General features: G+C 61.4%; 18 protein-coding genes and 1 tRNA gene. 8 read left to right on the top strand and 11 right to left on the bottom strand.

Translation table 11 applies throughout. The annotated features are described in order from the left end of the window. Positions 1–29: 29 nt before the first annotated feature. Positions 30–464 (top strand): DUF302 domain-containing protein, encoded by a 435-nt coding sequence (locus K3758_RS02350; RefSeq protein ID WP_259947319.1) that lies wholly within the window; start codon positions 30–32, stop codon positions 462–464. A 74-nt stretch (positions 465–538) separates the two neighbouring features. On the opposite strand, the gene clpB is transcribed toward K3758_RS02350, so the two are convergent. Further along, complete coding sequence (gene clpB, locus K3758_RS02345) at positions 539–3,154, bottom strand: ATP-dependent chaperone ClpB (RefSeq protein WP_259947317.1); 2,616 nt, start codon at positions 3,152–3,154, stop codon at positions 539–541. Positions 3,155–3,509: 355 nt separating this feature from the next. Here clpB and K3758_RS02340 point away from each other — a divergent pair, with 355 nt between their 5' ends. Together K3758_RS02340 and pyrF are read left to right on the top strand one after the other, a co-directional pair. After that, positions 3,510–3,824: an orotidine 5-phosphate decarboxylase gene (locus K3758_RS02340; protein ID WP_067942287.1), complete on the top strand. Its 315-nt coding sequence runs from the start codon at positions 3,510–3,512 to the stop codon at positions 3,822–3,824. Positions 3,825–4,085: 261 nt separating this feature from the next. Beyond that, positions 4,086–4,781 (top strand): orotidine-5'-phosphate decarboxylase, encoded by a 696-nt coding sequence (pyrF, locus tag K3758_RS02335; protein WP_259947313.1) that lies wholly within the window; start codon positions 4,086–4,088, stop codon positions 4,779–4,781. A 193-nt stretch (positions 4,782–4,974) separates the two neighbouring features. Here pyrF and K3758_RS02330 read toward each other — a convergent pair whose 3' ends face one another. Continuing rightward, positions 4,975–5,397 (bottom strand): NUDIX hydrolase, encoded by a 423-nt coding sequence (locus K3758_RS02330; RefSeq protein ID WP_259947311.1) that lies wholly within the window; start codon positions 5,395–5,397, stop codon positions 4,975–4,977. Between the two features lie 60 nt (positions 5,398–5,457). Here K3758_RS02330 and K3758_RS02325 point away from each other — a divergent pair, with 60 nt between their 5' ends. Next, positions 5,458–6,711, top strand: a complete 1,254-nt coding sequence (locus K3758_RS02325) for a DNA polymerase IV (RefSeq protein WP_259947309.1) — start codon at positions 5,458–5,460, stop codon at positions 6,709–6,711. Position 6,712: 1 nt separating this feature from the next. Here the strand turns inward: K3758_RS02325 and K3758_RS02320 are convergent, their stop codons facing one another. After that, complete coding sequence (locus K3758_RS02320; protein ID WP_067630037.1) at positions 6,713–7,573, bottom strand: N-formylglutamate amidohydrolase; 861 nt, start codon at positions 7,571–7,573, stop codon at positions 6,713–6,715. Between the two features lie 145 nt (positions 7,574–7,718). On the opposite strand from K3758_RS02320, the gene K3758_RS02315 reads away from it, so the two are divergent. The 4 genes from K3758_RS02315 to K3758_RS02300 all read left to right on the top strand — a co-directional run bounded on the left by K3758_RS02315 (position 7,719) and on the right by K3758_RS02300 (position 10,143). Then, positions 7,719–7,793, top strand: a tRNA-Val gene (locus K3758_RS02315). A gap of 75 nt (positions 7,794–7,868) precedes the next feature. After that, positions 7,869–7,994, top strand: coding sequence for a type B 50S ribosomal protein L36 (gene ykgO, locus K3758_RS02310; protein ID WP_005850168.1), 126 nt, complete (start codon positions 7,869–7,871; stop codon positions 7,992–7,994). A 127-nt stretch (positions 7,995–8,121) separates the two neighbouring features. Then, positions 8,122–8,997, top strand: coding sequence for a glutathione-dependent disulfide-bond oxidoreductase (yghU, locus tag K3758_RS02305; protein WP_259947307.1), 876 nt, complete (start codon positions 8,122–8,124; stop codon positions 8,995–8,997). Positions 8,998–9,126: 129 nt separating this feature from the next. Next, on the top strand, positions 9,127–10,143 hold the full coding sequence (locus tag K3758_RS02300) for a Fe(3+) ABC transporter substrate-binding protein (RefSeq protein ID WP_132444155.1): 1,017 nt from the start codon (positions 9,127–9,129) through the stop codon (positions 10,141–10,143). Positions 10,144–10,403: 260 nt separating this feature from the next. Here the strand turns inward: K3758_RS02300 and K3758_RS02295 are convergent, their stop codons facing one another. From K3758_RS02295 to K3758_RS02260, 8 genes are all read right to left on the bottom strand, one after another. Then, positions 10,404–12,074 carry an iron ABC transporter permease gene (locus K3758_RS02295; protein WP_259947303.1) on the bottom strand — a complete coding sequence of 557 codons (1,671 nt, stop codon included), beginning with the start codon at positions 12,072–12,074 and terminating at the stop codon, positions 10,404–10,406. A gap of 54 nt (positions 12,075–12,128) precedes the next feature. Further along, the gene (locus K3758_RS02290) at positions 12,129–13,355 is read right to left on the bottom strand and encodes a phenylacetate--CoA ligase family protein (protein ID WP_259947302.1); all 1,227 of its coding nucleotides are present in this window, start codon (positions 13,353–13,355) and stop codon (positions 12,129–12,131) included. Positions 13,356–13,446: 91 nt separating this feature from the next. Further along, on the bottom strand, positions 13,447–14,283 hold the full coding sequence (locus K3758_RS02285) for an ABC transporter ATP-binding protein (protein ID WP_259947301.1): 837 nt from the start codon (positions 14,281–14,283) through the stop codon (positions 13,447–13,449). A gap of 66 nt (positions 14,284–14,349) precedes the next feature. Continuing rightward, positions 14,350–15,630: an ABC transporter substrate-binding protein gene (locus K3758_RS02280; RefSeq protein WP_259947300.1), complete on the bottom strand. Its 1,281-nt coding sequence runs from the start codon at positions 15,628–15,630 to the stop codon at positions 14,350–14,352. An 82-nt stretch (positions 15,631–15,712) separates the two neighbouring features. After that, entirely contained in the window at positions 15,713–16,789 is a 1,077-nt protein-coding gene (locus tag K3758_RS02275) for a branched-chain amino acid ABC transporter permease (RefSeq protein WP_259947298.1), read from the bottom strand. A 198-nt stretch (positions 16,790–16,987) separates the two neighbouring features. Further along, on the bottom strand, positions 16,988–17,977 hold the full coding sequence (locus tag K3758_RS02270) for a branched-chain amino acid ABC transporter permease (RefSeq protein WP_259947297.1): 990 nt from the start codon (positions 17,975–17,977) through the stop codon (positions 16,988–16,990). 56 nt (positions 17,978–18,033) lie between these two features. Then, a complete protein-coding gene (locus tag K3758_RS02265) occupies positions 18,034–18,852 on the bottom strand; it encodes an ABC transporter ATP-binding protein (RefSeq protein ID WP_259949957.1) in 819 nt (272 codons plus the stop codon). Positions 18,853–18,902: 50 nt separating this feature from the next. Beyond that, complete coding sequence (locus K3758_RS02260) at positions 18,903–20,873, bottom strand: AMP-binding protein (protein WP_259947295.1); 1,971 nt, start codon at positions 20,871–20,873, stop codon at positions 18,903–18,905. Between the last annotated feature and the right edge of the window lie 60 nt (positions 20,874–20,933).

Here is a 20,933-nt window from a genome sequence, read left to right as displayed (position 1 = left end):
TCAGGCGCCGTTATTAAAGGAGTGCTGCCATGATCCGTTTCCTTTTTGCCGCCGGTCTGATGCTGGCCAGCGCCGCGCAGGCGGATGAGATGGTGACCTATACCACGGATCAGAGCTACGGCGATGTGACCTTTGGGGTGGAGAATGCGATCCTGAACCAAGGGCTGATCCCCGAAAACGTCAGCCATGTGGGTGAGATGCTGGACCGCACCCGCGCGGATGTCGGCTCTGACGTGGTGCTGTTCGAGGCGGCGGAGGTGTTCAGCTTTTGCTCCGCCGCGCTGTCGCGCAAAGTGATGGAGGCGGATGTGATGAACATCGGCTTTTGCCCCTACGACATTTTCGTCATGCAATTGCCTGAGAGTGACGAAGTGACCGTCGGCTACCGCGCCTTTCCCGAAGGAGCCATGCAAGAGGTGCAGAGCCTGCTAGACGCAATCGTGAAAGAAGCGATTGGCGAATAATGGGCGCCTTTCGCGGGTTTTAGTCCAAGCGAAAAGGCCGGGATAACCCCGGCCTTTCTTAATGTCTTGGGCGTTTAATGCACCGTGGCATCATCCGGTTTGGGCCGGTTCGACGCGGCCACCTGATCGCCAATGATCAAACCATCGGTCCCGGCGCGGACGGTGACGGTATCGCCGTCCTTCACGTCTCCGGCCAGCAGCATCTCGGCCAGCGGATCCTGCACGGTGCGCTGGATCACCCGCTTGAGGGGCCGCGCCCCAAAGACCGGATCATAGCCTTCGTCAGCCAACCACTTGCGCGCGGCGTCATCCAGATCAAGCGTGATCTTCCGCCCCGCAAGCCGCTTGAGCAGGCGTGCCATCTGGATATCGACGATCCCGTCCATATCCGCACGGCCCAGACGGTCAAAGATGATTGTCTCGTCCAGACGGTTCAGGAACTCAGGCCGGAAATGCGCCCGGACCGCGTCCATCACGTCGCGCTTGGCCCCGGCCATGTCGCCGCCTTCGGGTAGTTGGCTCAGCGCCTGCGCCCCGAGGTTTGAGGTCAGAATGATCAGCGTCTGCTTGAAGTCGACCGTGCGGCCCTGACCATCGGTCAGCACACCATCGTCGAGCACCTGCAGCAGCACGTTGAAGACATCCGGATGCGCCTTTTCGACCTCATCAAAAAGCACGACCTGATAAGGACGCCGCCGCACCGCTTCGGTCAGCACACCGCCCTCGTCATAGCCGACATAGCCCGGAGGGGCACCGATCAGACGGGCCACCGAATGCTTCTCCATGAACTCGGACATGTCGATGCGAACCATCGCATTGTCGTCGTCAAAGAGAAACTCGGCCACGGCCTTGGTCAATTCGGTCTTACCCACGCCAGTCGGCCCGAGGAAGAGGAAGCTGCCAAGCGGGCGGTTTTCGTCATTCAGCCCAGCCCGCGCGCGGCGCACGGCATTGGCGACCGCTTTGACAGCCGCGCTCTGACCGATCACCCGATCATGCAACTGCTCTTCCATCCGCAACAGCTTGTCCCGCTCCCCTTCAAGCATTTTGCCCGCAGGGATACCGGTCCAACGCTCGACGACGCTGGCAATCTGATCCGGGCGCACGGCCTCTTCGACCATCATGTCGTCTTCGCGGCCCTCGGCGGCCTCAAGGTCGCGCTCCAACTGCGGGATCACGCCGTAAGATAGCTCGCCCGCGCGCGCGAGGTTGCCTTCGCGTTTGGCAATGTCGAGGTCGGCCCGCGCATGATCCAGCTTTTCCTTGATGTCGCGCGCACCGGCCAGCTTGTCCCGCTCGGCCTGCCACTGCGCTGTCATCTCGGCGCTGCGGTCCTGCAGATCGCTCAGGTCTTTCTGCAAAGCTTCCAGCCGATCCTTGGACGCGGTATCATCTTCTTTCTTCAGCGCTTCGGCCTCGATCTGAAGCTGCAGGATCTGACGGTCCAGCGCGTCCAGTTCTTCAGGCTTGCTGTCGACTTCCATCCGCAGACGGCTCGCGGCCTCGTCCATCAGGTCGATCGCCTTGTCGGGCAGGAAACGGTCGGTGATGTAGCGATGGCTCAGCGTCGCCGCCGCGACCAGCGCAGTGTCGGAAATGCGCACACCGTGGTGCAACTCATACTTCTCTTTGATGCCACGCAGGATCGAAACGGTGTCCTCCACCGTCGGCTCCTGCACGATTACTGGCTGGAACCGCCGCGCAAGTGCTGCGTCTTTCTCGACATATTTGCGGTATTCTTCGAGCGTGGTGGCACCCACACAGTGCAGCTCCCCCCGCGCCAGCGCAGGTTTCAGCAGGTTCGACGCATCCATCGCGCCGTCGGCCTTACCGGCACCGACCAGCGTGTGCATCTCGTCAATGAACAAGATCACCTCGCCCGCGGCTTCGGTCACCTCGGTCAGAACCGCCTTCAGCCGCTCCTCGAACTCGCCACGGTATTTCGCCCCGGCGATCAACGCGCCCATGTCGAGCGCGAGCAGGCGTTTGTTGCGCAGCGATTCAGGCACGTCACCGTGCACGATCCGCAGGGCCAAGCCTTCGGCAATGGCGGTCTTACCCACACCCGGCTCACCGATCAGCACCGGGTTGTTCTTGGTCCGGCGGCTCAGCACCTGCATCGCGCGGCGGATTTCCTCATCCCGGCCAATGATAGGGTCAATCTTGCCCTCTTCGGCCCGCGCGGTCAGGTCGAGGCTGTATTTCTCCAAAGCCTCATAGCTGTCTTCGGCGGTGGCGCTGTCGGCCTTGCGTCCCTTGCGCACATCATTGATCGCGGTGTTCAGGGCTTGGGCCGTTACTTTGCCCGCTTCCAACGCCGTCTTCGCGCCGGACTTCACCATGCAAAGCGCGGTCAGAATGCGTTCGACAGTGACAAAACTATCGCCCGCTTTCTTGGCCATGGTTTCGGCCTCAGCCAACACTTTGGCGGTGGTGCCGTCCAAATAGACCTGCCCCGCATCGCCGGTGACTTTCGGGATTTTGCCAAGCGCGAGGTCAAGCGCCTGCATCACGCGCGCACCATCGCCGCCCGAGGCCGCGATCAGGTTGCGCGCCAGCCCTTGGTCGTCGTCCAGCAGTGCTTTGAGTACATGTTCAGGGGACAGCCGCTGATGGCTTTCCCGTGTCGCAATGGTTTGCGCCGCTTGAATAAAGCCGCGCGATCTTTCCGTGAACTTGCTCAAGTCCATGGGTCTCTCCTTTTCTACAAGCGCTCCAAAATGCCGCGCCCGATATGTGGCACGCAGCGGTCTGAGCCTCGGTATCAATTTGGGAAGCGGTGCTGCGGGTTCAAGACCGTACGGGCGCAAAATACCGCCGCCGAAAAAGCCGCCAATAGGAAGAATTCAGCCAATAAGGCGAAAATACGGCAACTTTGCGTCAAAAAATACCATCCTATGCCATTGATATAAATACATTGTTAACCTTTATCCACAGAAAGTGTAACCATAATGAAACCATTTGGCTGCCTCTCGCGTTTATTCCTCAGACGAGAGCAGGACGACAAAGCCTGCCAAGGTTCAGAAGAACACAAGAGGTGAAACGATGCAGACGCGCCCTATCCAGTTGACAGATGTCACCTACAATGCGGCCACTCAGTGTTTCGAAGCGCTGGTGACCGTCCAAGACGGGGAGCAGCTGCGCCGCTACGCTTGTGCCATCGATGCCCCGATTACCATGTCATACCGCGATGCCGCTGACGGCCTGTCCCGTCAAGCGCTCCGCCGCCACGCCCAGAAGCGTGGTTTGAGTTCCGAAGTCCTGCGCCACGTCCCCGCTCAGCGGGCCGGACGCCGCAGCTTCGATCCGCTGCGTTGGTTGGAAGAGGTCATGGACCTCCCCGGCCGCGACGCAGCCTAACCCTCTTCCGTGCGGCACCTGCCTGCCGCGCGGCTGCCCGCGGACCTGCTGCCACCTCATCTGTCCCGATGTGGCGTTCCGCATACCAGAGACCAGTGCCTGCCTGCTAAGTCTCTGATCACTTGGCCCGGACCCCGCAACGCGGTGTTCGGGCCTCTTTTTTGCGCCCCTATTTTTTTGCGCCCCTATTGCATGAATGATGGACTTGCCCCGCGCCGCGGCGTAGGTCAAAGCCGTTTGAAAATTGGCAGGAGCCCTCGCATGTCTGATGACCGTCTGATTGTCGCCCTTGATGTTCCACATGCGGTCGCGGGGCTGGAACTGGCCGAAAAGCTCGGAAATGCGGTGGGCTTTTACAAAATCGGCCTCGGCATGCTGACGGGCGGCGGCTTGGCCTTGGCCAATGAACTGAAACAGGAACATGGCAAGCGCATCTTCCTTGATATGAAGCTATTTGACATCGGTGCCACCGTAGAGGCGGCGGTGCGCGGGCTGGCCCAGTTCGATCTGGATTTCCTGACCGTCCACGGCGACCCGCATGTGGTGGCGGCGGCCAAGCAAGGTGCCGCCGGCACCGACATGAAGATCCTCGCCGTCACGATCCTCACCTCACTTGACCGCGCCGACCTTGACGCCGCGCTGATCCAACCGGGCGATCTGGGCGATCTGGTGCTGACCCGTGCGGGCCGCGCGTTGGACGCAGGCGCGGATGGCGTCATCGCCTCTCCTCAAGAGGCCGCCGCGATCCGCGCCCTCCCCGAAGCAAACGGCAAGCTTATCGTCACCCCCGGCGTGCGCCCCCAAGGTGCCGCATTGGGCGATCAGAAACGGGTCGCCACCCCCGGTCAGGCCATCGCGGATGGCGCCGATCACATCGTGGTGGGCCGCCCGATCTGGCAGGCCGAAAACCCCGCTGCCGCTGCACGCGCCGTGCTTCAGGAAATTTCTGAACGTTAACAAGAACCTCCCTCGCCCTGTAGCAAATCGACCACAGCGCGCCGGGATGCGCCGCGGGGGCGGCCATCAATGTTAGGCGAAAACCGCGTAACATGTTATGTTGAACTCAGGTGATACTCCCCGACGAACTGGTTCTTCCTGATGTTCGTCACCTCCCCCCGCTCACGCAGGCGGGGGGCCTTTATTTCCCCCTCTAGTGCTGGTCTTTTTCTGTCGCGCTTTGCGCCAGATAGACCCGCAAGCGGTCCTGAAATGCGGGCACCGCGCGGGGGTGGGTCAGAAACTCATCCTGCGTCATCAAACGCCAGCGCTGCCCCTCGTCGCCAAAGACGATCTGGGCCTCGGCTTCGGCGGGCAAGCGTGCAACGAAGAACCATTTGATCCGTCCCGCCTCATCAAAACTGCCTTGCCAGATCACCGCGTCTTCAGGCACCACGATCCCCAACTCTTCGCGGCATTCGCGCAGCGCGCAGGCCAGCGGTGTCTCATCCCCCTCGCGGCCCCCGCCGGGCAAATCCCAGTGATCAGCAAAGAGCAGCCCCGGCAGATCATCGCGCAGGATCACGGCCAGCTTCTCCCCAAGGTAGAGCGCGAGCTTTGCGCCATCAAAGACCATGTTCAATCCCTCGCGATCTGTTTAGAATCGTCGCCCGAACCCTGCCCTCCCGGTGTACCCATGGCTACCCTCTGTCGCGATTGTCTGACTGAAATCCCGCCGGCGCGGCGCTGTCCGCGCTGCGGCAGCCCGCGCGTGCTGTCCCACCCGGAACTCTTTGACCTCTCCATCGCCCATATGGATTGCGACGCCTTCTATGCCTCGGTCGAAAAACGCGACAATCCCGAACTGGCTGGCAAACCCGTCATCATCGGCGGCGGGCGGCGCGGGGTCGTGTCGACCGCCTGCTATGTCGCGCGGATCCGCGGCGTGCGCTCGGCCATGCCGATGTTTCAGGCGCTCAAGCTGTGCCCCGAGGCGGTGATCATTAAGCCACGAATGGAGGTCTATGTCGAAGCCTCCCGCGCGATTCGCGCGATGATGGAAGAGATGACCCCGGCGATTGAGCCCTTGTCGCTGGACGAAGCCTTTCTCGATATGACCGGCACCGCGCGGCTGCACGGCCAGCCCCCGGCGGTGATGCTGGCGCGGCTGGTGCGGCGGATGAAGGTGGAACTGGGGCTGACAGGTTCCATCGGGCTGAGCCATAACAAGTTTCTGGCCAAGGTCGCCTCGGACCTCGACAAGCCGCATGGGTTCTCTGTCATCGGCGCGGGCGAAACGGCGGCGTTTTTGCGCGACAAACCGGTGGGCATGATCTGGGGCGTCGGTGCCGCCACGCAGACCGCGCTGGAAAAGGCCGGCATCCGCAGTTTCTCCGATCTCTTGCGGTGGGACCAGACCGATCTCATCGCCCGCTTTGGCAGCATGGGCGACCGGCTGTGGCATCTCGCGCGCGGGCAAGACAAACGGCGCGTGTCGCGGCACCGTCCGGTGAAGTCGATCAGCAATGAGACGACATTCTCTGACGATACCGGCGATGCAGAGATTCTCGATGCCCACATCTGGCGCTTGGCGGAAAAGGTGGCAGACCGTGCCAAGGCGAAAGAGATGGCAGGCCGAGTGGTGACGCTAAAACTGAAACGCGCCGATCACTCTTTGCTGTCTCGCCGCCTGTCGCTGCACGATCCAACGCAACTGGCCGACCGCATTTATCGCACCGCCCGCGCCCTGTTCGATCAGGTCGACCACAATAGCGCTTATCGGCTGATCGGCGTGGGGCTATCGGATCTTTCGGGCGCAGAGGGGGCGGACATGGCCGGCGATCTACTTGACCCCGGAGCCGCACAGCGCAGCCGCGCCGAACGCGCCGCCGACAGCATCCGCAGCCGTTTCGGCGATAAAGCAATCGTGAAAGGCCGCGCCCTGCGCTGACCTACTCCGCAGCGAGGGGAAGCCGCTGCTGTCCGATCTGCGCCACTTCGGCCACCACACGTTGCAACGCTGCCTGCACCGCCTCGAAAGCACCGTTGGGCCGAATCAACCGCTCGTTCATATAGAGCGCCCGGTCGATCTCGACCTGCACGGCATGCTGCCCGCGCGAGGGACGGCCATAGGCTTGGGTAATATAGGCCCCGGCGAAGGGCGAATTCCGCGTCACCACGAACCCCGCCTCGACAAAGGCCGCTTCGATCCGGTCGACCACCTCGCCCCCCGCCGCCGCGCCAAAGCGGTCGCCCAACACGACATCGGGCCGCCGCATCCCGCCGCGTGCCACACCGTCCATCGCCTCATGCGGCATGGAGTGGCAATCGACCAGCACCGCCTGCCCGTGACGGCGATGCGCCCCGCTCAGCAACTCTTGCAGTTTCGCGTGATAGGGCCGCCAGTAGCTGTCGATGCGCAGCTGCGCCTCTTCTTGGGAAAGCTTGCCGCGATAAATCGCCCGACCATTGGCCACCACGCGGGGAATCACCCCAAGCCCCGAGGCCACGCGCGGGTTATGACCCTGCCGCGGGATCCCTTCGATGACCGATGGGTCCAATTCCTCTGGCGCGCGGTTGAGGTCGATATAGGCCCGCGGCGCGCCAGCTTTGATGAAAGAGGCCCCATGCAGCGGCGCGCAATCGAACAACAGATCGACAAAAGCATCCTCGGACGAGCGGATCGCATGTTCGTCCAAAACCGACCGCCGCAGGAAAGACGCCGCATAATCCCGACCCGAATGGGGCGAGGCAAAGACCACGCAAGAGCGGTTTCGGTCGGGATGCAGTACTTCGTAGGCGGTCATCGGCATAATATTTCCCTCTAAGTCGAACATAGCGTGTTTATTCCGCTCCAAAAGCCCTTGATCCCGTCGCCGACTCCTTTTATAGGACCCCAACGGCGCGAAATTTCGCGCCCCATTTAGTTTTGGGGCCGGCATGGAAACGCTTAAAAGTGGGTGATTAGCTCAGCGGTAGAGCACTTCGTTGACATCGAAGGGGTCACTGGTTCGATCCCAGTATCGCCCACCATTATTCATCGACCTGCCTTTGGCAGGTTGCCCGCAACCCAGGCGCTGGCCCGCGCCACGACATGAGGAGACGACCATGAAGGTTCGCAATTCGCTCCGCTCGCTCAAGAATCGGCATCGCGATTGCCGTGTTGTGCGTCGCAAAGGCCGCGTTTACGTCATCAACAAGACGCAGCGCCGGTTCAAAGCCCGTCAGGGCTGAGCTTCGCAGCTTTTTAGAACTAAAGGCCGCTCCTTCGGGGGCGGCCTTTTTCGTTGCGGATAACGGCTTGCAACCCCGGCGGAAAACCCCACCTTCAAAGCAGACTTGAATAACAAGGAAGACCATCATGTCGGACATGCCCGAATATACGCCCCCAAAGGTTTGGAAATGGGAATCAGAAAGCGGCGGCAAATTCGCCAGCACCAACCGGCCCATCGCCGGTGCGACCCATGACAAGGACCTCCCCGTCGGCGAGCATCCCTTTCAGCTTTATTCCCTCGCCACGCCCAATGGCGTCAAAGTCACGGTGATGTTCGAAGAGCTGCTAGAGGCGGGCCATAAGGCGGCTGAATACGACGCTTGGCTGATTGATATTTCCGAGGGCGATCAGTTCGGTTCGGGCTTTGTCGAGGTGAACCCCAATTCCAAAATTCCCGCGCTGATGGACCACTCTGGCGATGCGCCCCAGCGGGTCTTCGAATCGGGGGCGATCCTGCTCTATCTCGCTGAGAAGTTTGGCGCCTTCCTGCCCCAAGACCCCGCCCGCCGGACCGAGGCGCTGTCGTGGCTCTTTTGGCAGATGGGCAGCGCGCCCTACCTTGGCGGCGGCTTCGGCCATTTCTACGCCTACGCCCCAGAGAAGTTCGAATACCCCATCAACCGTTTCGCGATGGAAACCAAGCGTCAGCTTGATGTGATGGACAAGCATTTGGCCGATCATGAGTATTTCGCCGATGAATACTCCATCGCCGATATGGCGATCTGGAGCTGGTATGGTCAATTGGTGCTCGGGCGGCTCTATTCGGCGGCTGAGTTCCTTGACGTGACGTCCTACAAAAACGTCAAGCGTTGGGCCGAAGCGATTGACGCACGCCCTGCCGTGACCCGGGGCCGTATGGTCAACCGCGCCTTCGGCGATGACCTGTCGATGCAACTGCATGAGCGGCACGACGCCAGCGATTTCGACACCAAGACCCAAGACAAGATCGGCGGCAAAGACTGACCGCATAGCCCTCGGCCTCATGCGGCCGGGGGCTTTCCGACAAAATTTATCGGAATTGGTTGCAGGGCCGGATAAAATCTGTTTCTTACTGTTTCAGTCAAGTTATCCCAAATGGAACAGGACCCTGATATGACCTTCTGCAAAACATCGACTGCCGCCGCCGCGCTGATGGCGCTGGCCCTTCCTGCGCTGGCCGATGGCGAGTTGAATCTCTACTCTTCGCGTCACTACGACACTGACGAGCGGCTCTACTCCGACTTTACCGAAGCGACCGGCATCACCATCAACCGCATCGAAGGCAAAGCCGACGAACTGCTGGCCCGTATGGAAGCCGAAGGCGCGAACTCTCCCGCCGACGTCCTGCTGACCGTGGACACCAGCCGCCTCAAACGCGCCAAAGACATGGACCTGCTGCAAGCGGTCGAGAGCGACACGCTCGAAGAGCGCATCCCCGGCAACCTGCAGGACGACGACAACCAGTGGTTCGGTCTGTCCCAACGCGCGCGGATCATCTTCTACAACAAAGAGACGATGGACAATCCGCCAGCGACCTACATGGATCTTGCCGATCCGGCCTACAAAGGTCAGGTCTGCATCCGGTCTTCGACCAACACCTACAACCAGACACTGCTGGCCTCCATCGTGACCCATGAGGGCGAAGAAGCCGCAACCGAATGGGCGCAGGGCGTGGTCGACAACATGGCGCGCGCACCCCAAGGCGGCGACACCGACCAGCTGCGCGGCATCGTTTCGGGTGAGTGCGACATCGCGGTCTCCAACAGCTACTATTTCGCGCGCGCGATCCGCACCGACGTCGACGGCGTGAGCGCCGATATTGGCAAGATCGGCCTGATCTGGCCGGACCAAGAAGGCAACGGCGCGCATATGAACCTCTCGGGCGGCGGCGTGGCCAAGAACGCCCCGAACCGTGAGAACGCGGTGAAGTTCCTTGAGTATCTCGCCTCCGATCAGGCGCAGGTCTATTTCTCGGCGGGCAACGATGAATTCCCCACCGTGGAAGGCGTGGAACTGGCCGACAGCGTCAAGCAGTTGGGTGAGTTCAAAGCCGACGAGGTGAACCTGTCGGACGTGGCCGAGAACATCGGCACCGCGCAGAAGATCTTCAACTCGGTCGGCTGGGAATAATTCAACCTAGCGAGTAGTGCAGAAGGCGGGCTTTCGGGCCCGCCTTTTTTATGCGCGCGGCGTGCAGCAAACGCTTCGCCCGGGGCACCCCGGCCCGGAATCAAGCCGCAGGCGCCGGGCCATCGTCTGCCCGTCCCGGCGGGGAGGCGATTTGGTAAGGCTGGGTGCAACCTCGCGAACGCACATCACGGTTGCGCCATAAAGTGGCACGAAGGCACGTTGTGATCGCCACCCCACGGGCAGGCGGTGGCCCTTCCGCGTTACCGCTGCCGCCCCACCTGCCGACAGATCAGGATCACCGGCAGCAGCCCCATCGCGACGATCACAAGGCTCGGCACCGCCGCCCCATTGAGCCGCTCGTCACTCGCCAAACGGTACGCCTGCACCGCCAGCGTGTCATAGTTGAAAGGCCGCATGATCAGCGTGGCGGGCAGTTCCTTCATCACATCGACAAAGACGATCAGCAGCGCGGTCAGCAGGCTCGGCGCAAGGATCGGCAGATGCACCCGGCGCAGCGTCCCCAAGGGCGTCTGCCCCAGTGACCGCGCGGCGGCGTCCATATTGGCATGCACCATCGACTGCCCGCCCTCATAGGCCCCAAGCGCCGCCGCGAGGAAACGCACCAGATAGGCCAGCACCAAGAGCCAGATCGAGCCGGTAATCAAAAGCCCGGTGGAAACATCAAAGGTCTCGCGCATCCAGGCGTCGAGCGCGTTGTCGAAAGCCGCAAAGGGCACCAGCAGCCCCACGGCGATCACCCCGCCCGGCACCGCATAGCCCAACCGCGCGACATAAGCCGCCCCCTGCGAGACGCGGCCCGGGCGCAGCCGCCGGTAAAACCCCACGCTGATCGCCGCCAGCACCGTCAGCGCAGCCGCGACCCCCGCCAGCGTCACCGAATTGCGCATGAAACCGAGGTAGCGCGGGCTGAAAAGGCTCTGCTCGCTATCAAGCCCCATGGTCACGAGGATGACCACCGGCAGCACCGCGCCAAAGAGCACCGGCACACCACAAAGCACGATCGCCGCTGCGGCCTGCCAGCCTTTCAGCTCGGCTGGCGGTGCGGATTGGGTCCGACGCGCGGGGTCGTGATACTTGGCCTTGCCGCGCTGCGCCCGCTCCAGCATCGCCAGCAATAGCGCGAAACTCAGCAGGCAAAGCGCCAGTTGCGCGGCGGCGGCCCGGTCGAACATGGAGAACCAGCTGGTGTAGATGCCGGTGGCAAAGGTCTGGACGCCGAAATAGGCCACGGTGCCGAAATCGGCGATGGTCTCCATCACCGCCAGCAACACGCCGCCTGCAATGGCGGGTCGGGCCAGCGGCAGGCTGACCTTGAAAAACGCCGCCCAAGCGCTGGAGCCGAGCGCGCGGGCGGCTAGGAATGTCGTCCCGCTTTGCTGCAGAAAAGCGGCGCGGGCCAGCAGGTAGACGTAAGGATAAAGCACCAACACCAGCATCGCCGCCGCCCCGCCAAGCGAGCGAATCTCGGGGAACCAGTAGTCCCGCGGGCCCCAGCCCGTTACGTCGCGCAGCATGGTCTGCACAATGCCGGGATGGTCGAGCACATGGGTATAGGCGTAGGCCAGCACATAGGCCGGGAAGGCCAGCGGCAACACCAGTGCAATCTCCAACAGCTTGGCGCCGGGGAAACGTGTCATCGTTACCAGCCATGCCGCCCCCACACCGATGGCAAAGGTGCCGAAAGATACCAGCAGCACCAAGAGCAGCGTCGTCACCGTGTAGCGGCCCAGCACCGTGTCGATCAAGTGTTGCACCGTTTCCGTCCCGCCGCTCAGCGCGGCGATCAGCACCGCCAGCATCGGCAGCGCACAGATGGTGGCGACGGTCAGGGCGACAGCCGACAGCGCGCGCAGCCCGTCGCGGGCGCGGCGCAGATTGGGCGTCTCAGAGGAGGCGGTGTTCAGCGTCATGCGCCCTATTTCGACGATTTCACTCGGAAATGCCAGAGGGCGCGACGCCGCGCCTCAATCGTAGCTGCGGGTATCTTCGATCACCAGCCCGTCGCGCGGCAGACTGCCGGGGGCAACCAGCTCGACCCGGCCCTTGAGCTTGAGGAGATCGGCCACGGATCGGGCATAGGCGTCCTTGTCCACTCCGACGGTTTCGATCTGCACGGTCATCACATCTGCCTCGCCTTCCCGGCTGGCGATGACGCGGGCCTTTTCGATCTCCTCGTGTTGGGCAACCAGCGCCGCCACCTGCTCGGGCCGGACGAACATGCCTTTGATCTTAGTGGTCTGATCGGCGCGGCCCATCCAGCCCTTGATGCGCATGTTGGTCCGCCCACAGGGGCTTTCGCCCTCCAAAACGGCGCTAAGGTCTCCGGTGGCGAAGCGAATGAGCGGGTAATCGGGGTTCAGCGTGGTGACCACCACCTCACCGACCTCACCGGGCGCGACCGGGATTCCGGTGCCGGGGGTGACGATCTCGACGACGACCTGCTCGTCGACGATCAGCCCCTCCATTGCCGGGCTTTCATAGGCGATATTCCCCAGATCGGCGGTGGCATAGGATTGCAGACAGGTGATACCGCGCTCTTGATAGAAGGCCCGCAGGCTGGGGAAAAGCGCGCCGCCGCCGACCGCCGCCTTGGTGATCTTCAGATCAACCCCCATGGCATCGGCCTTTTCCAAGATCACCTTGAGGTAGTCCGGCGTGCCCGCATAGGCGGTCGAGCCCACATCACGGGCGGCGGTGACCTGTAGCTCGGTCTGGCCGGTGCCAGCGGGCAAGACGGTCGCCCCCACCGCGCGCGCACCGGATTCGAAGATCATGCCGGCAGGGGTCAGGTGGTAGCCAAAGCAGTTGTGCACCACATCGCCCGCGCCGATCCCCGCGGCATGGAGGAAGCGCCCCATCCGCCACCAGTCAGGATCGTTGCTGGAGGGCTCGTAAATCGGACCGGGCGACTGGAAGACATGGCTGAACTCCGTCACCGGCTTGGTCGTGAACCCGCCGAAGGGCGTCTGCCCCGCCTGCGCCTTGCCAAGCTCAGATTTGCGCAGCACCGGGAGGTCGGCCAGCGCTTCGGCAGAGGTGATTTGCGCCGCATCCACCCCCTTCAGCGTCTCGCCATAACCCGGCAAGCCCTGTGCGCGGGCGATCTGCTGCGGCAACGCCTGCGCCAGATCGGCCGCCCGTTGGTCGGCGCTGCGGGTTTCCAGATCGTCGAAATGGGGCTTGGTCAGCATCCCTGTCACTTTCCTGCTATGGCATCACTGGAGAGGGCACAGGCCCGCTCTGGTCTTGTCTTGGGTCTTACTGGTCCGGTCGTGTACCGGCTTAACTCAGCCAGCGTTTGCGGCGGCGGTAGCTGCGCACGTCGCGAAAGCTTTTGCGGCCTTCGTCGGACATGCCGAGGTAGAATTCCTTCACGTCTTGGTTCTCGCGCAGGTCTTTGGCTGGGCCGTCCATCACCACGCGACCGGATTCGAGGATGTAGCCGTAATGCGCAAAGCGCAGCGCGACGTTGGTGTTTTGCTCGGCCAGCAAGAAGGTCACGCCCTCCTGTTCGTTCACCGATTTCACGATCTCGAAAATCTGCTCAACCAGTTGCGGGGCAAGGCCCATCGACGGCTCGTCCAAAAGGATCGTCTCAGGCCGTGACATCAGAGCGCGGCCAATGGCGCACATCTGCTGCTCACCGCCCGAGGTATAGCCAGCCTGCGAGCGGCGGCGCTCTTTCAGACGGGGGAAATAGTTATAGACCATCTCAAGGTCCTGCTGGATCGCGGCATTGCCATCGGTGCGGGTATAGGCCCCAGTCAGGAGGTTTTCTTCAATGGTCAGGTGCTCAAAACAGTGGCGGCCTTCCATGACCTGCACGACACCTTTCTTCACGGTCTCGGCAGGATCCTGATGCTGGATCGCACCGCCGCGGTATTTGATCGAGCCTTTGGTGACCTCGCCCCGCTCCGAGGCCAGCAGCCCCGAGATCGCCTTGAGCGTCGTCGTCTTGCCCGCGCCATTGCCGCCCAGCAGCGCGGTGATGCCGCCCTTGGGCACGTTCAGGCTGACGCCCTTCAGCACGAGGATAACGTGGTTGTAGATCACCTCGATATTGTTGACCTCAAGCAGGTTGTCGACTGCGACGTCATTGGTGTTGGCGGCATCCAGCATGGGAAGGACCTTTCTTGGCGCTTGGGTAGGTTCCCGGCCACCCAGAGGGCAGCCGGGAGCGGTGTCTTAGCAGTTGCCTTCGATGGCGTTTTCGTCGGCATAGGCCGAGCTATCCTCATCGATCAGCGGCTGGATCACGTCTTGATCCGACTGCATGAAGTCCGACACGAGGTTCCATTCCTTGGCTTCCGCATCCCACTGGGTCACGGCGACAAAGCCCTCACCACCGTGGTTTTCGCAGGAGACCGAGAACTCAGGCCCGAAGTCCGGCAGGCCAAGCGCCGCCATCTTCTCTTCGGTGATCTCAAGCTGCTCCATCCCGTCGCGCATCTGGCCGCCGGTGATGTCGGTCACACCGTGGATTTCCTGCGCCGTACGGGCCGCCTCTGACACCAGCATGGCGGCATAGACGCCACGGTTATAAAGCACCGAGCCGACCTGATCGCCTGCACCGGCAGCTTTGCCCGCATCGACAACGTATTTCTGCAGATCGTCATAAAGCGGATAGTCGGAGCCCACGTTGTGGAAGGTCAGGGCCTTGTAGCCATCGGCCTTGGCACCCGCCGCCAGAACGTCGTTTTCCGAACCGGACCACCAGATGCCAATGAACTTATCCATCGGGAAGCGGATGTTGGCGGCTTCTTGAACCGCAACTTGGTTCATCACGCCCCAACCATACATGATCACATAGTCAGGCTTGTCGCGGCGGATTTGCAGCCACTGCGATTTCTGCTCCTGACCGGGGTGATCGACGGGCACTTCTTTCAGCTCGAAACCATGCTTCTCGCTCAGTTCTTGCAGCGTGCGGATCGGCTCCTTGCCATAGGCAGAGTTGTGGTACACGAGCGCGATCTTCTTGCCCTCAAGGCTGCCACCTTCCTGCTCCATGATGTGCTTGATCGCAACCGACGCGCCATCCCAGTAGTTCGCAGGGAAGTTAAAGACGTGGCTGAAAGTGTTGCCGTTCTTGGCCGAGGTACGGCCCAGACCCGATGTCAGCATCGGGATGTCGTCGGCGGTGACTTTGGGGATCAGCTGGTAGGTGATGCCGGTCGAGAGCGGCTGATACACCAGCGCGCCTTCGCCCTTGGTCGACTCGTAGCACTCCACGCCTTTTTCGGTGTTATAGGCGGTTTCGCATTCCGGCACGCGGATGGTTTCGCCACCGATGCCGCCGTCACGCTCGTTCAGCAGCGTAAAGTAATCGGCGTAACCGTCGGCGAAGGGGATGCCGCCCGCCGCGTAGGGCCCGGTACGATAGCTCAGCGATGGAAAGACAAGGTCCGCCATCACGGGGCTTGCGGCCATCAGGCCAGCTACGGCCAGTGTTCCCAGTTTATATTTCATCGGTGTTTCCTCCCTTGGATTGTCCGACTTGGGTGTTTGGGCCGGGTTTCCTCCCCCCGGCCTCGCTTTTCATGGCCGTCCCTTAGTGCGGGAAGGGCCACAATCTCAGTTTTTCCTTGGCCACGCGCCACAGCTGCGCCAGCCCGTGCGGCTCTGCGATCAGGAAGATCACGATCAGCCCGCCGACAATCACCAGCTGCAAATGCGCCACGATATCGGTGGGCCAGCCCAGCCAGTCGACGCCGACGATTTTCAAAAGCACCGGCAAGAGCACAAGGAACGCGGCCCCCGCAAAGCTGCCAAAGATGCTGCCCAATCCTCCGATGATGATCATGAAGAGCACAAGGAACGATTTGTTGATGCCGAAGGCTTCGCCCACTTCGACCGCGCCGAGATAGATCGAGAAAAACAGCGCGCCGGAGATGCCGATGAAGAAAGAGCTCACCGCAAAGGCCGTCAGTTTCGCACGCAGCGGGTTCACCCCGATGATCTCGGCCGCGATGTCCATGTCGCGAATCGCCATCCATTTACGACCGACCGAGCCGCGCGTCAGGTTGCGCGCCACCAGCGCCGAGAAGACGGTGAAGATCAGGCAGAACATATAGGTGGCCCAAGCCTCGGTGTTGGGGCCGGTGATCAGAATGCCGAAAGTATCCCGCTCAGGCGCGCTGATCTGGCCAGAGGCAGAGTAGTTGTAGAACCACGGCACCCGGTTGAAGAGCCAGACAAGGAAGAACTGCGCCGCCAGCGTCGCCACGGCAAGGTAGAAGCCCTTAATCCGCAAGCTTGGCAGACCAAAGAGCGCCCCAACGGCCGCGGTGATCAACCCGGCGAGCAGAATATGGATGAACATGCTGACATCTGGCATCGCCGTCATCAGCTTGTAGCAGGCATAGGCCCCCACCGCCATGAAACCGCCGGTGCCAAGGCTCACCTGCCCGCAATAGCCCACAAGGATGTTCAGCCCAATCGCTGCGATGGCGTAGATCAGGAAGGGCAGGAACAGCGAGTTTACCCAGTAGTCATTGACCATAAAGGGGATGACAAAGATCGCAACGAACAGCACCACATAGTAGCGGTAGCGGTCGAATTTGATCGGAAAGGTCTGCTGGTCTTCGGCGTAAGTTGTGCTGAAATCGCCTGCTTCACGATAGAACATTAGATGGCTCCACTTTTCGGTGCGCCGCGAGAGATCCAGGTGCGGATGCTATCTACGCGTAGGCGTTCAATTTCGAGTTTCTCCAACGCTTCTGAAAGCGCTTCCCTAAGCGAAGCAATCTCTTGTTTCCGCTTAGAGTTCTCATACAGGGCTCCGATAATAAGGAGTGTGATGGGAGCAAGCGTAGCCCATGACCAATCAAACCCGTTCAATGATCTTCTCCCCAAACAGGCCCTGCGGGCGGAAGACGAGGAACACGAGCGCCAGCATATAAGCGAACCAGTTCTCGGTCGCGCCGCCAAGGAAGGGGGCACCGATCAGGAACTCAAAGAGTTTCTCACCCACACCGATGATCAGCCCGCCAACAATCGCGCCGGGGATCGAGGTGAAGCCGCCCAGCATCAGCACCGGCAGAGCCTTGAGTGCAATCAGCGACAGCGAGAACTGCACGCCCGACTTGGCGCCCCACATGATGCCCGCCACCAGCGCCACGAACCCCGCCAGCGACCAGACCAAGATCCAGATGAAGTTGAGCGAGACCCCCACCGACAGCGCGGCCTGATGGTCGTCCGCCACGGCCCGCATCGCGCGGCCCTGTTTGGTGTATTGCGCGAACATCACCAGCCCAATCACGAGGATTGCGGCCACGATGGAAGCCACGATATCGAGGTTGTCGATAAAAAAGCCGTAGCCCGTCGCGTCGAAGGTAAATTCATCAATCCAGATGTTAATGCCCTGCGGCAGACCGACATCAAGCGTCTTGATCTCGGACCCCCACATCAGGTCGCCGACGCCTTCGAGGAAATAGGCCAGACCGATGGTCGCCATGAACAGAATGATCGGCTCTTGGCCCACGAGGTAGCGGAACACGAAACGCTGCACGCAATAGGCCAGCACGATCATCACGATCATTGTTAATACGATGGCAAGGAAGGCAGGCACATGCCAACCAAAGTGATGCACTTCGGTGCCCAAGATCGCGTTGATCAGATGGCTAAAGGGCACCTGCCCGTCCATGATCCCGACCAGTGTCAACGCGGCGAAAAGCGCCATAACACCTTGGGCATAGTTGAAAATGCCCGAAGCCTTGTAGATCAGCACAAAGCCAAGTGCCACGAGCGCATAAAGCACCCCGGCCATCAGCCCGTTGAGAAAGACCTCAATTGTAAACGCCAGTTGCTCAGGCATCATTGGCCCTCCCCAAAGTCAGAACGGCTGTGTCGTTGCGGGTGATCGTGCGGCGCTCAGTCATGGGCCACCCCCAGATAGGCGTCGATCACCTCTTGATTGTTGCGCACTTCGTCGGGCGATCCGTCGCCGATCTTGCGGCCATAATCCATCACCACAACGCGGTCGCTAAGGTCCATGACCACGCCCATATCGTGCTCGATAAGCGCGATGGTGGTGCCGAACTCGTCGTTCACGTCGAGGATGAAACGGGACATGTCCTCTTTCTCTTCGACGTTCATGCCAGCCATCGGCTCATCCAGCAGCAGGATCGTCGGCTCCGCCGCCAAGGCGCGGGCCAGTTCGACGCGCTTTTTCAGACCGTAAGGCAGACGCGCGACCGGGGTTTTACGGATCGCCTGAATCTCCAGAAAGTCGATGACCTTCTCGGCGATCTCGCGGTTCTCCACTTCCTCGCGCTCGGCCTTGCCCTTCCAAAGGGACTGCGCCAGCAGGCCCGATTTCATCTGGGTCAGGCGGCCCGTCATCACGTTGTCGAGCACCGACATGCCCTCAAACAGCGCGATGTTCTGAAAGGTACGGGCGATGCCCTGCTGCGCCACCTGATAGGGTTTCATCGGCGGACGCTGCGCGCCCTTGTACCAAACCTCACCCTCCTGCGGGACGTAGAAGCCGCTGATCACATTGAGCATCGAGGACTTGCCCGCCCCGTTCGGCCCGATGATCGCGCGGATTTCACCCTCGCGGATGTCGAATGAGATGTCCTTGATCGCTTCCACACCGCCGAAACGCAGGGTGATGTTTTTCATCTCCATCACCGTGGGGCCGATGGTGCGGCCGTCGTCGGTGACATAGCTGTCAGCCTGATCTTTCACGCTGTCCCTTTCCATAGTTCCCGCCTGCCCGGCGCTGGCCCCGGCCGCGCTCATTCCGCTGCCATCTTGTGGCTGGTCGGCTGCACCGCGGCGTCGCGAATTTCGAGCGTCGCCTTGATCGAGCCCTTGCGGCCGTCCTCATAGGTCACTTCCGTCTCGGTGCTGACCTGTTTGGAGCCGTCATAAAGCGCGGTGATGATATCGGCGTATTTCTCTTCGATGATCTTGCGGCGCACTTTGCGGGTGCGGGTCAATTCACCATCGTCGGCGTCGAGCTCTTTGTGCAGCACGACAAAACGGTGCACCTGACAGCCCGAAAGCATCTCATCCTCGGCGACCGAGCGGTTCACCTCTTCCACATGGCTTTGGATCGTGTCCATCACCTGCGGATGCCGCGCCAGTTCTTGATAGGACGCGTAGCCGATGTTGTTGCGCTCGGCCCAGTTGCCCACCGCCGTGAGGTCGATGTTGATGAAAGCGGTGCATTCGCTGCGCTGGTTGCCAAAAACCACAGTCTCAAGGATGTTGGGGAAGAACTTGAGCTTGTTCTCCACATATTTCGGCGCAAAGAGCCGCCCATCGGCCATTTGGCCCACATCCTTGGCGCGGTCGATGATGCGCAGGTGGCCCGAACCTTCCTCAATAAAGCCCGCGTCGCCCGTGGCGACCCAGCCTTCGGCATCTTTGGTGTCTGCGGTGCTTTCGGGGTTCTTGTAGTATTCCACGAAGACACCCGGCGAGCGGTAAAAGACCTCGCCATTGTCCGCGATTTTCAACTCAACGCCGGGGCAGGTCACGCCCACGGTATCGCTGCGCACTTCGCCGTCGGGTTGGGCGGTGATGAACACCGTCGCCTCGGTCTGGCCGTAGAGTTGTTTGAGGTTGATGCCGAGCGAGCGGTAGAAGTCGAAAATCTCCGGGCCGATCGCCTCGCCGGCGGTATAGCCGACGCGGACGCGGCTGAACCCCAGCGTGTTCTTCAGCGGGCCATAAATCATCAACTCGCCCAAGGCGTATTTCGCACGGTCCATGAACGACACCTTCTTGCCGTCCAGAATCGCGGGGCCAACCTTGCGGGCATGAGCCATGAAGGTATCGAACAGCCATTTCTTGAAGCGGCTCGCGTCCTCCATGCGGATCATAACGCTGGTCAGCTGCGTCTCGAACACCCGCGGCGGGGCGAAATAATAGGTCGGCCCGATCTCGCGCAGGTCGACATGCATCGTGTCGGCGCTTTCGGGGCAGTTGGTGCAGAACCCGGTCCAAAGCGCTTGGCCCACGGAGAAGATGAAATCCCCAACCCATGCCATCGGCAGATAGGCGAGGATCTCGTCATTGCGTTTGAGGTTGTCGAATTCCGAAGACGACTTCGCCGTCTCGATCACGTTACGGTTGCTCAGCACCACGCCCTTGGGCTTGCCTGTGGTGCCCGAGGTGTAAAGCATCACACCGGTCGAGTCGTAATTCAGCTTGGCCTGACGCGCCTCCAACTCGGCGATGTGCTTTTCGCGGTTGGCCCGGCCCAGTTCCTGCACGGCGCTGTATTGGTCCAGCTTGGAGTGGTCGTATTTCCGCAGGCCCCGCGGATCGAGATAGACCATCCGCTCAAAGTCGGGCAGCTGCGCCTGCACTTCGATTATCTTGTCGACCTGCTCCTGATCGCCCACCACGGCGATGCGCGCGCCGCAGTGGCCCATGACATAGGCCATCTCTTCGGCGTTGGCGTCTTGGTAAAGCGGGACGGGGATGGCGCCAGCCATCTGTGCCGCCATCATCGCCCAATAGAGGTATGGTCGGTTGCGCCCGATAACGGCGACGAAATCGCCCTCATCCAGTCCCAGCTCCAGAAATCCGAGCGCCAGCGCCTCGACCTCGTCGCGGGTCTGCGACCAGGTCCAGCTTTGCCAGATCCCGTATTCCTTCTCCCGATAAGCGGGGGCGTTTGCGAATTCACTTGCGTTGCGATGCAACAGCGCCGGCACGGACTGAGGTCCGTCGGCACGCGTCAGCGGCTTGGCCAAATTGTCTTCCTCCCATGCCCGCCCTCCCCGGCGGGTTCGATCGCTTGTGCGATTCTATGA

The organism is Sulfitobacter sp. W002, from assembly GCF_025142135.1.
Classification (GTDB): domain Bacteria; phylum Pseudomonadota; class Alphaproteobacteria; order Rhodobacterales; family Rhodobacteraceae; genus Sulfitobacter; species Sulfitobacter profundi.
The sequence above is the reverse complement of the archived record's forward strand: the minus strand, read 5'-3'. Positions and strand labels throughout refer to the sequence as shown.

Bases quoted from the DNA above. Each gene is read 5' to 3' on its own strand.
- K3758_RS02270 (WP_259947297.1), bottom strand. From the start codon at position 17,977: ATGCCTGAGCAACTGGCGTTTACAATTGAGGTCTTTCTCAACGGGCTG.
- pyrF (WP_259947313.1), top strand. From the start codon at position 4,086: ATGTCTGATGACCGTCTGATTGTCGCCCTTGATGTTCCACATGCGGTC.
- K3758_RS02340 (WP_067942287.1), top strand. From the start codon at position 3,510: ATGCAGACGCGCCCTATCCAGTTGACAGATGTCACCTACAATGCGGCC.
- K3758_RS02280 (WP_259947300.1), bottom strand. From the start codon at position 15,630: ATGAAATATAAACTGGGAACACTGGCCGTAGCTGGCCTGATGGCCGCA.
- clpB (WP_259947317.1), bottom strand. From the start codon at position 3,154: ATGGACTTGAGCAAGTTCACGGAAAGATCGCGCGGCTTTATTCAAGCG.
- K3758_RS02275 (WP_259947298.1), bottom strand. From the start codon at position 16,789: ATGTTCTATCGTGAAGCAGGCGATTTCAGCACAACTTACGCCGAAGAC.
- K3758_RS02285 (WP_259947301.1), bottom strand. From the start codon at position 14,283: ATGCTGGATGCCGCCAACACCAATGACGTCGCAGTCGACAACCTGCTT.
- K3758_RS02325 (WP_259947309.1), top strand. From the start codon at position 5,458: ATGGCTACCCTCTGTCGCGATTGTCTGACTGAAATCCCGCCGGCGCGG.
- K3758_RS02290 (WP_259947302.1), bottom strand. From the start codon at position 13,355: ATGCTGACCAAGCCCCATTTCGACGATCTGGAAACCCGCAGCGCCGAC.
- K3758_RS02295 (WP_259947303.1), bottom strand. From the start codon at position 12,074: ATGACGCTGAACACCGCCTCCTCTGAGACGCCCAATCTGCGCCGCGCC.
- K3758_RS02300 (WP_132444155.1), top strand. From the start codon at position 9,127: ATGACCTTCTGCAAAACATCGACTGCCGCCGCCGCGCTGATGGCGCTG.
- K3758_RS02330 (WP_259947311.1), bottom strand. From the start codon at position 5,397: ATGGTCTTTGATGGCGCAAAGCTCGCGCTCTACCTTGGGGAGAAGCTG.
- ykgO (WP_005850168.1), top strand. From the start codon at position 7,869: ATGAAGGTTCGCAATTCGCTCCGCTCGCTCAAGAATCGGCATCGCGAT.
- K3758_RS02350 (WP_259947319.1), top strand. From the start codon at position 30: ATGATCCGTTTCCTTTTTGCCGCCGGTCTGATGCTGGCCAGCGCCGCG.
- yghU (WP_259947307.1), top strand. From the start codon at position 8,122: ATGTCGGACATGCCCGAATATACGCCCCCAAAGGTTTGGAAATGGGAA.
- K3758_RS02320 (WP_067630037.1), bottom strand. From the start codon at position 7,573: ATGCCGATGACCGCCTACGAAGTACTGCATCCCGACCGAAACCGCTCT.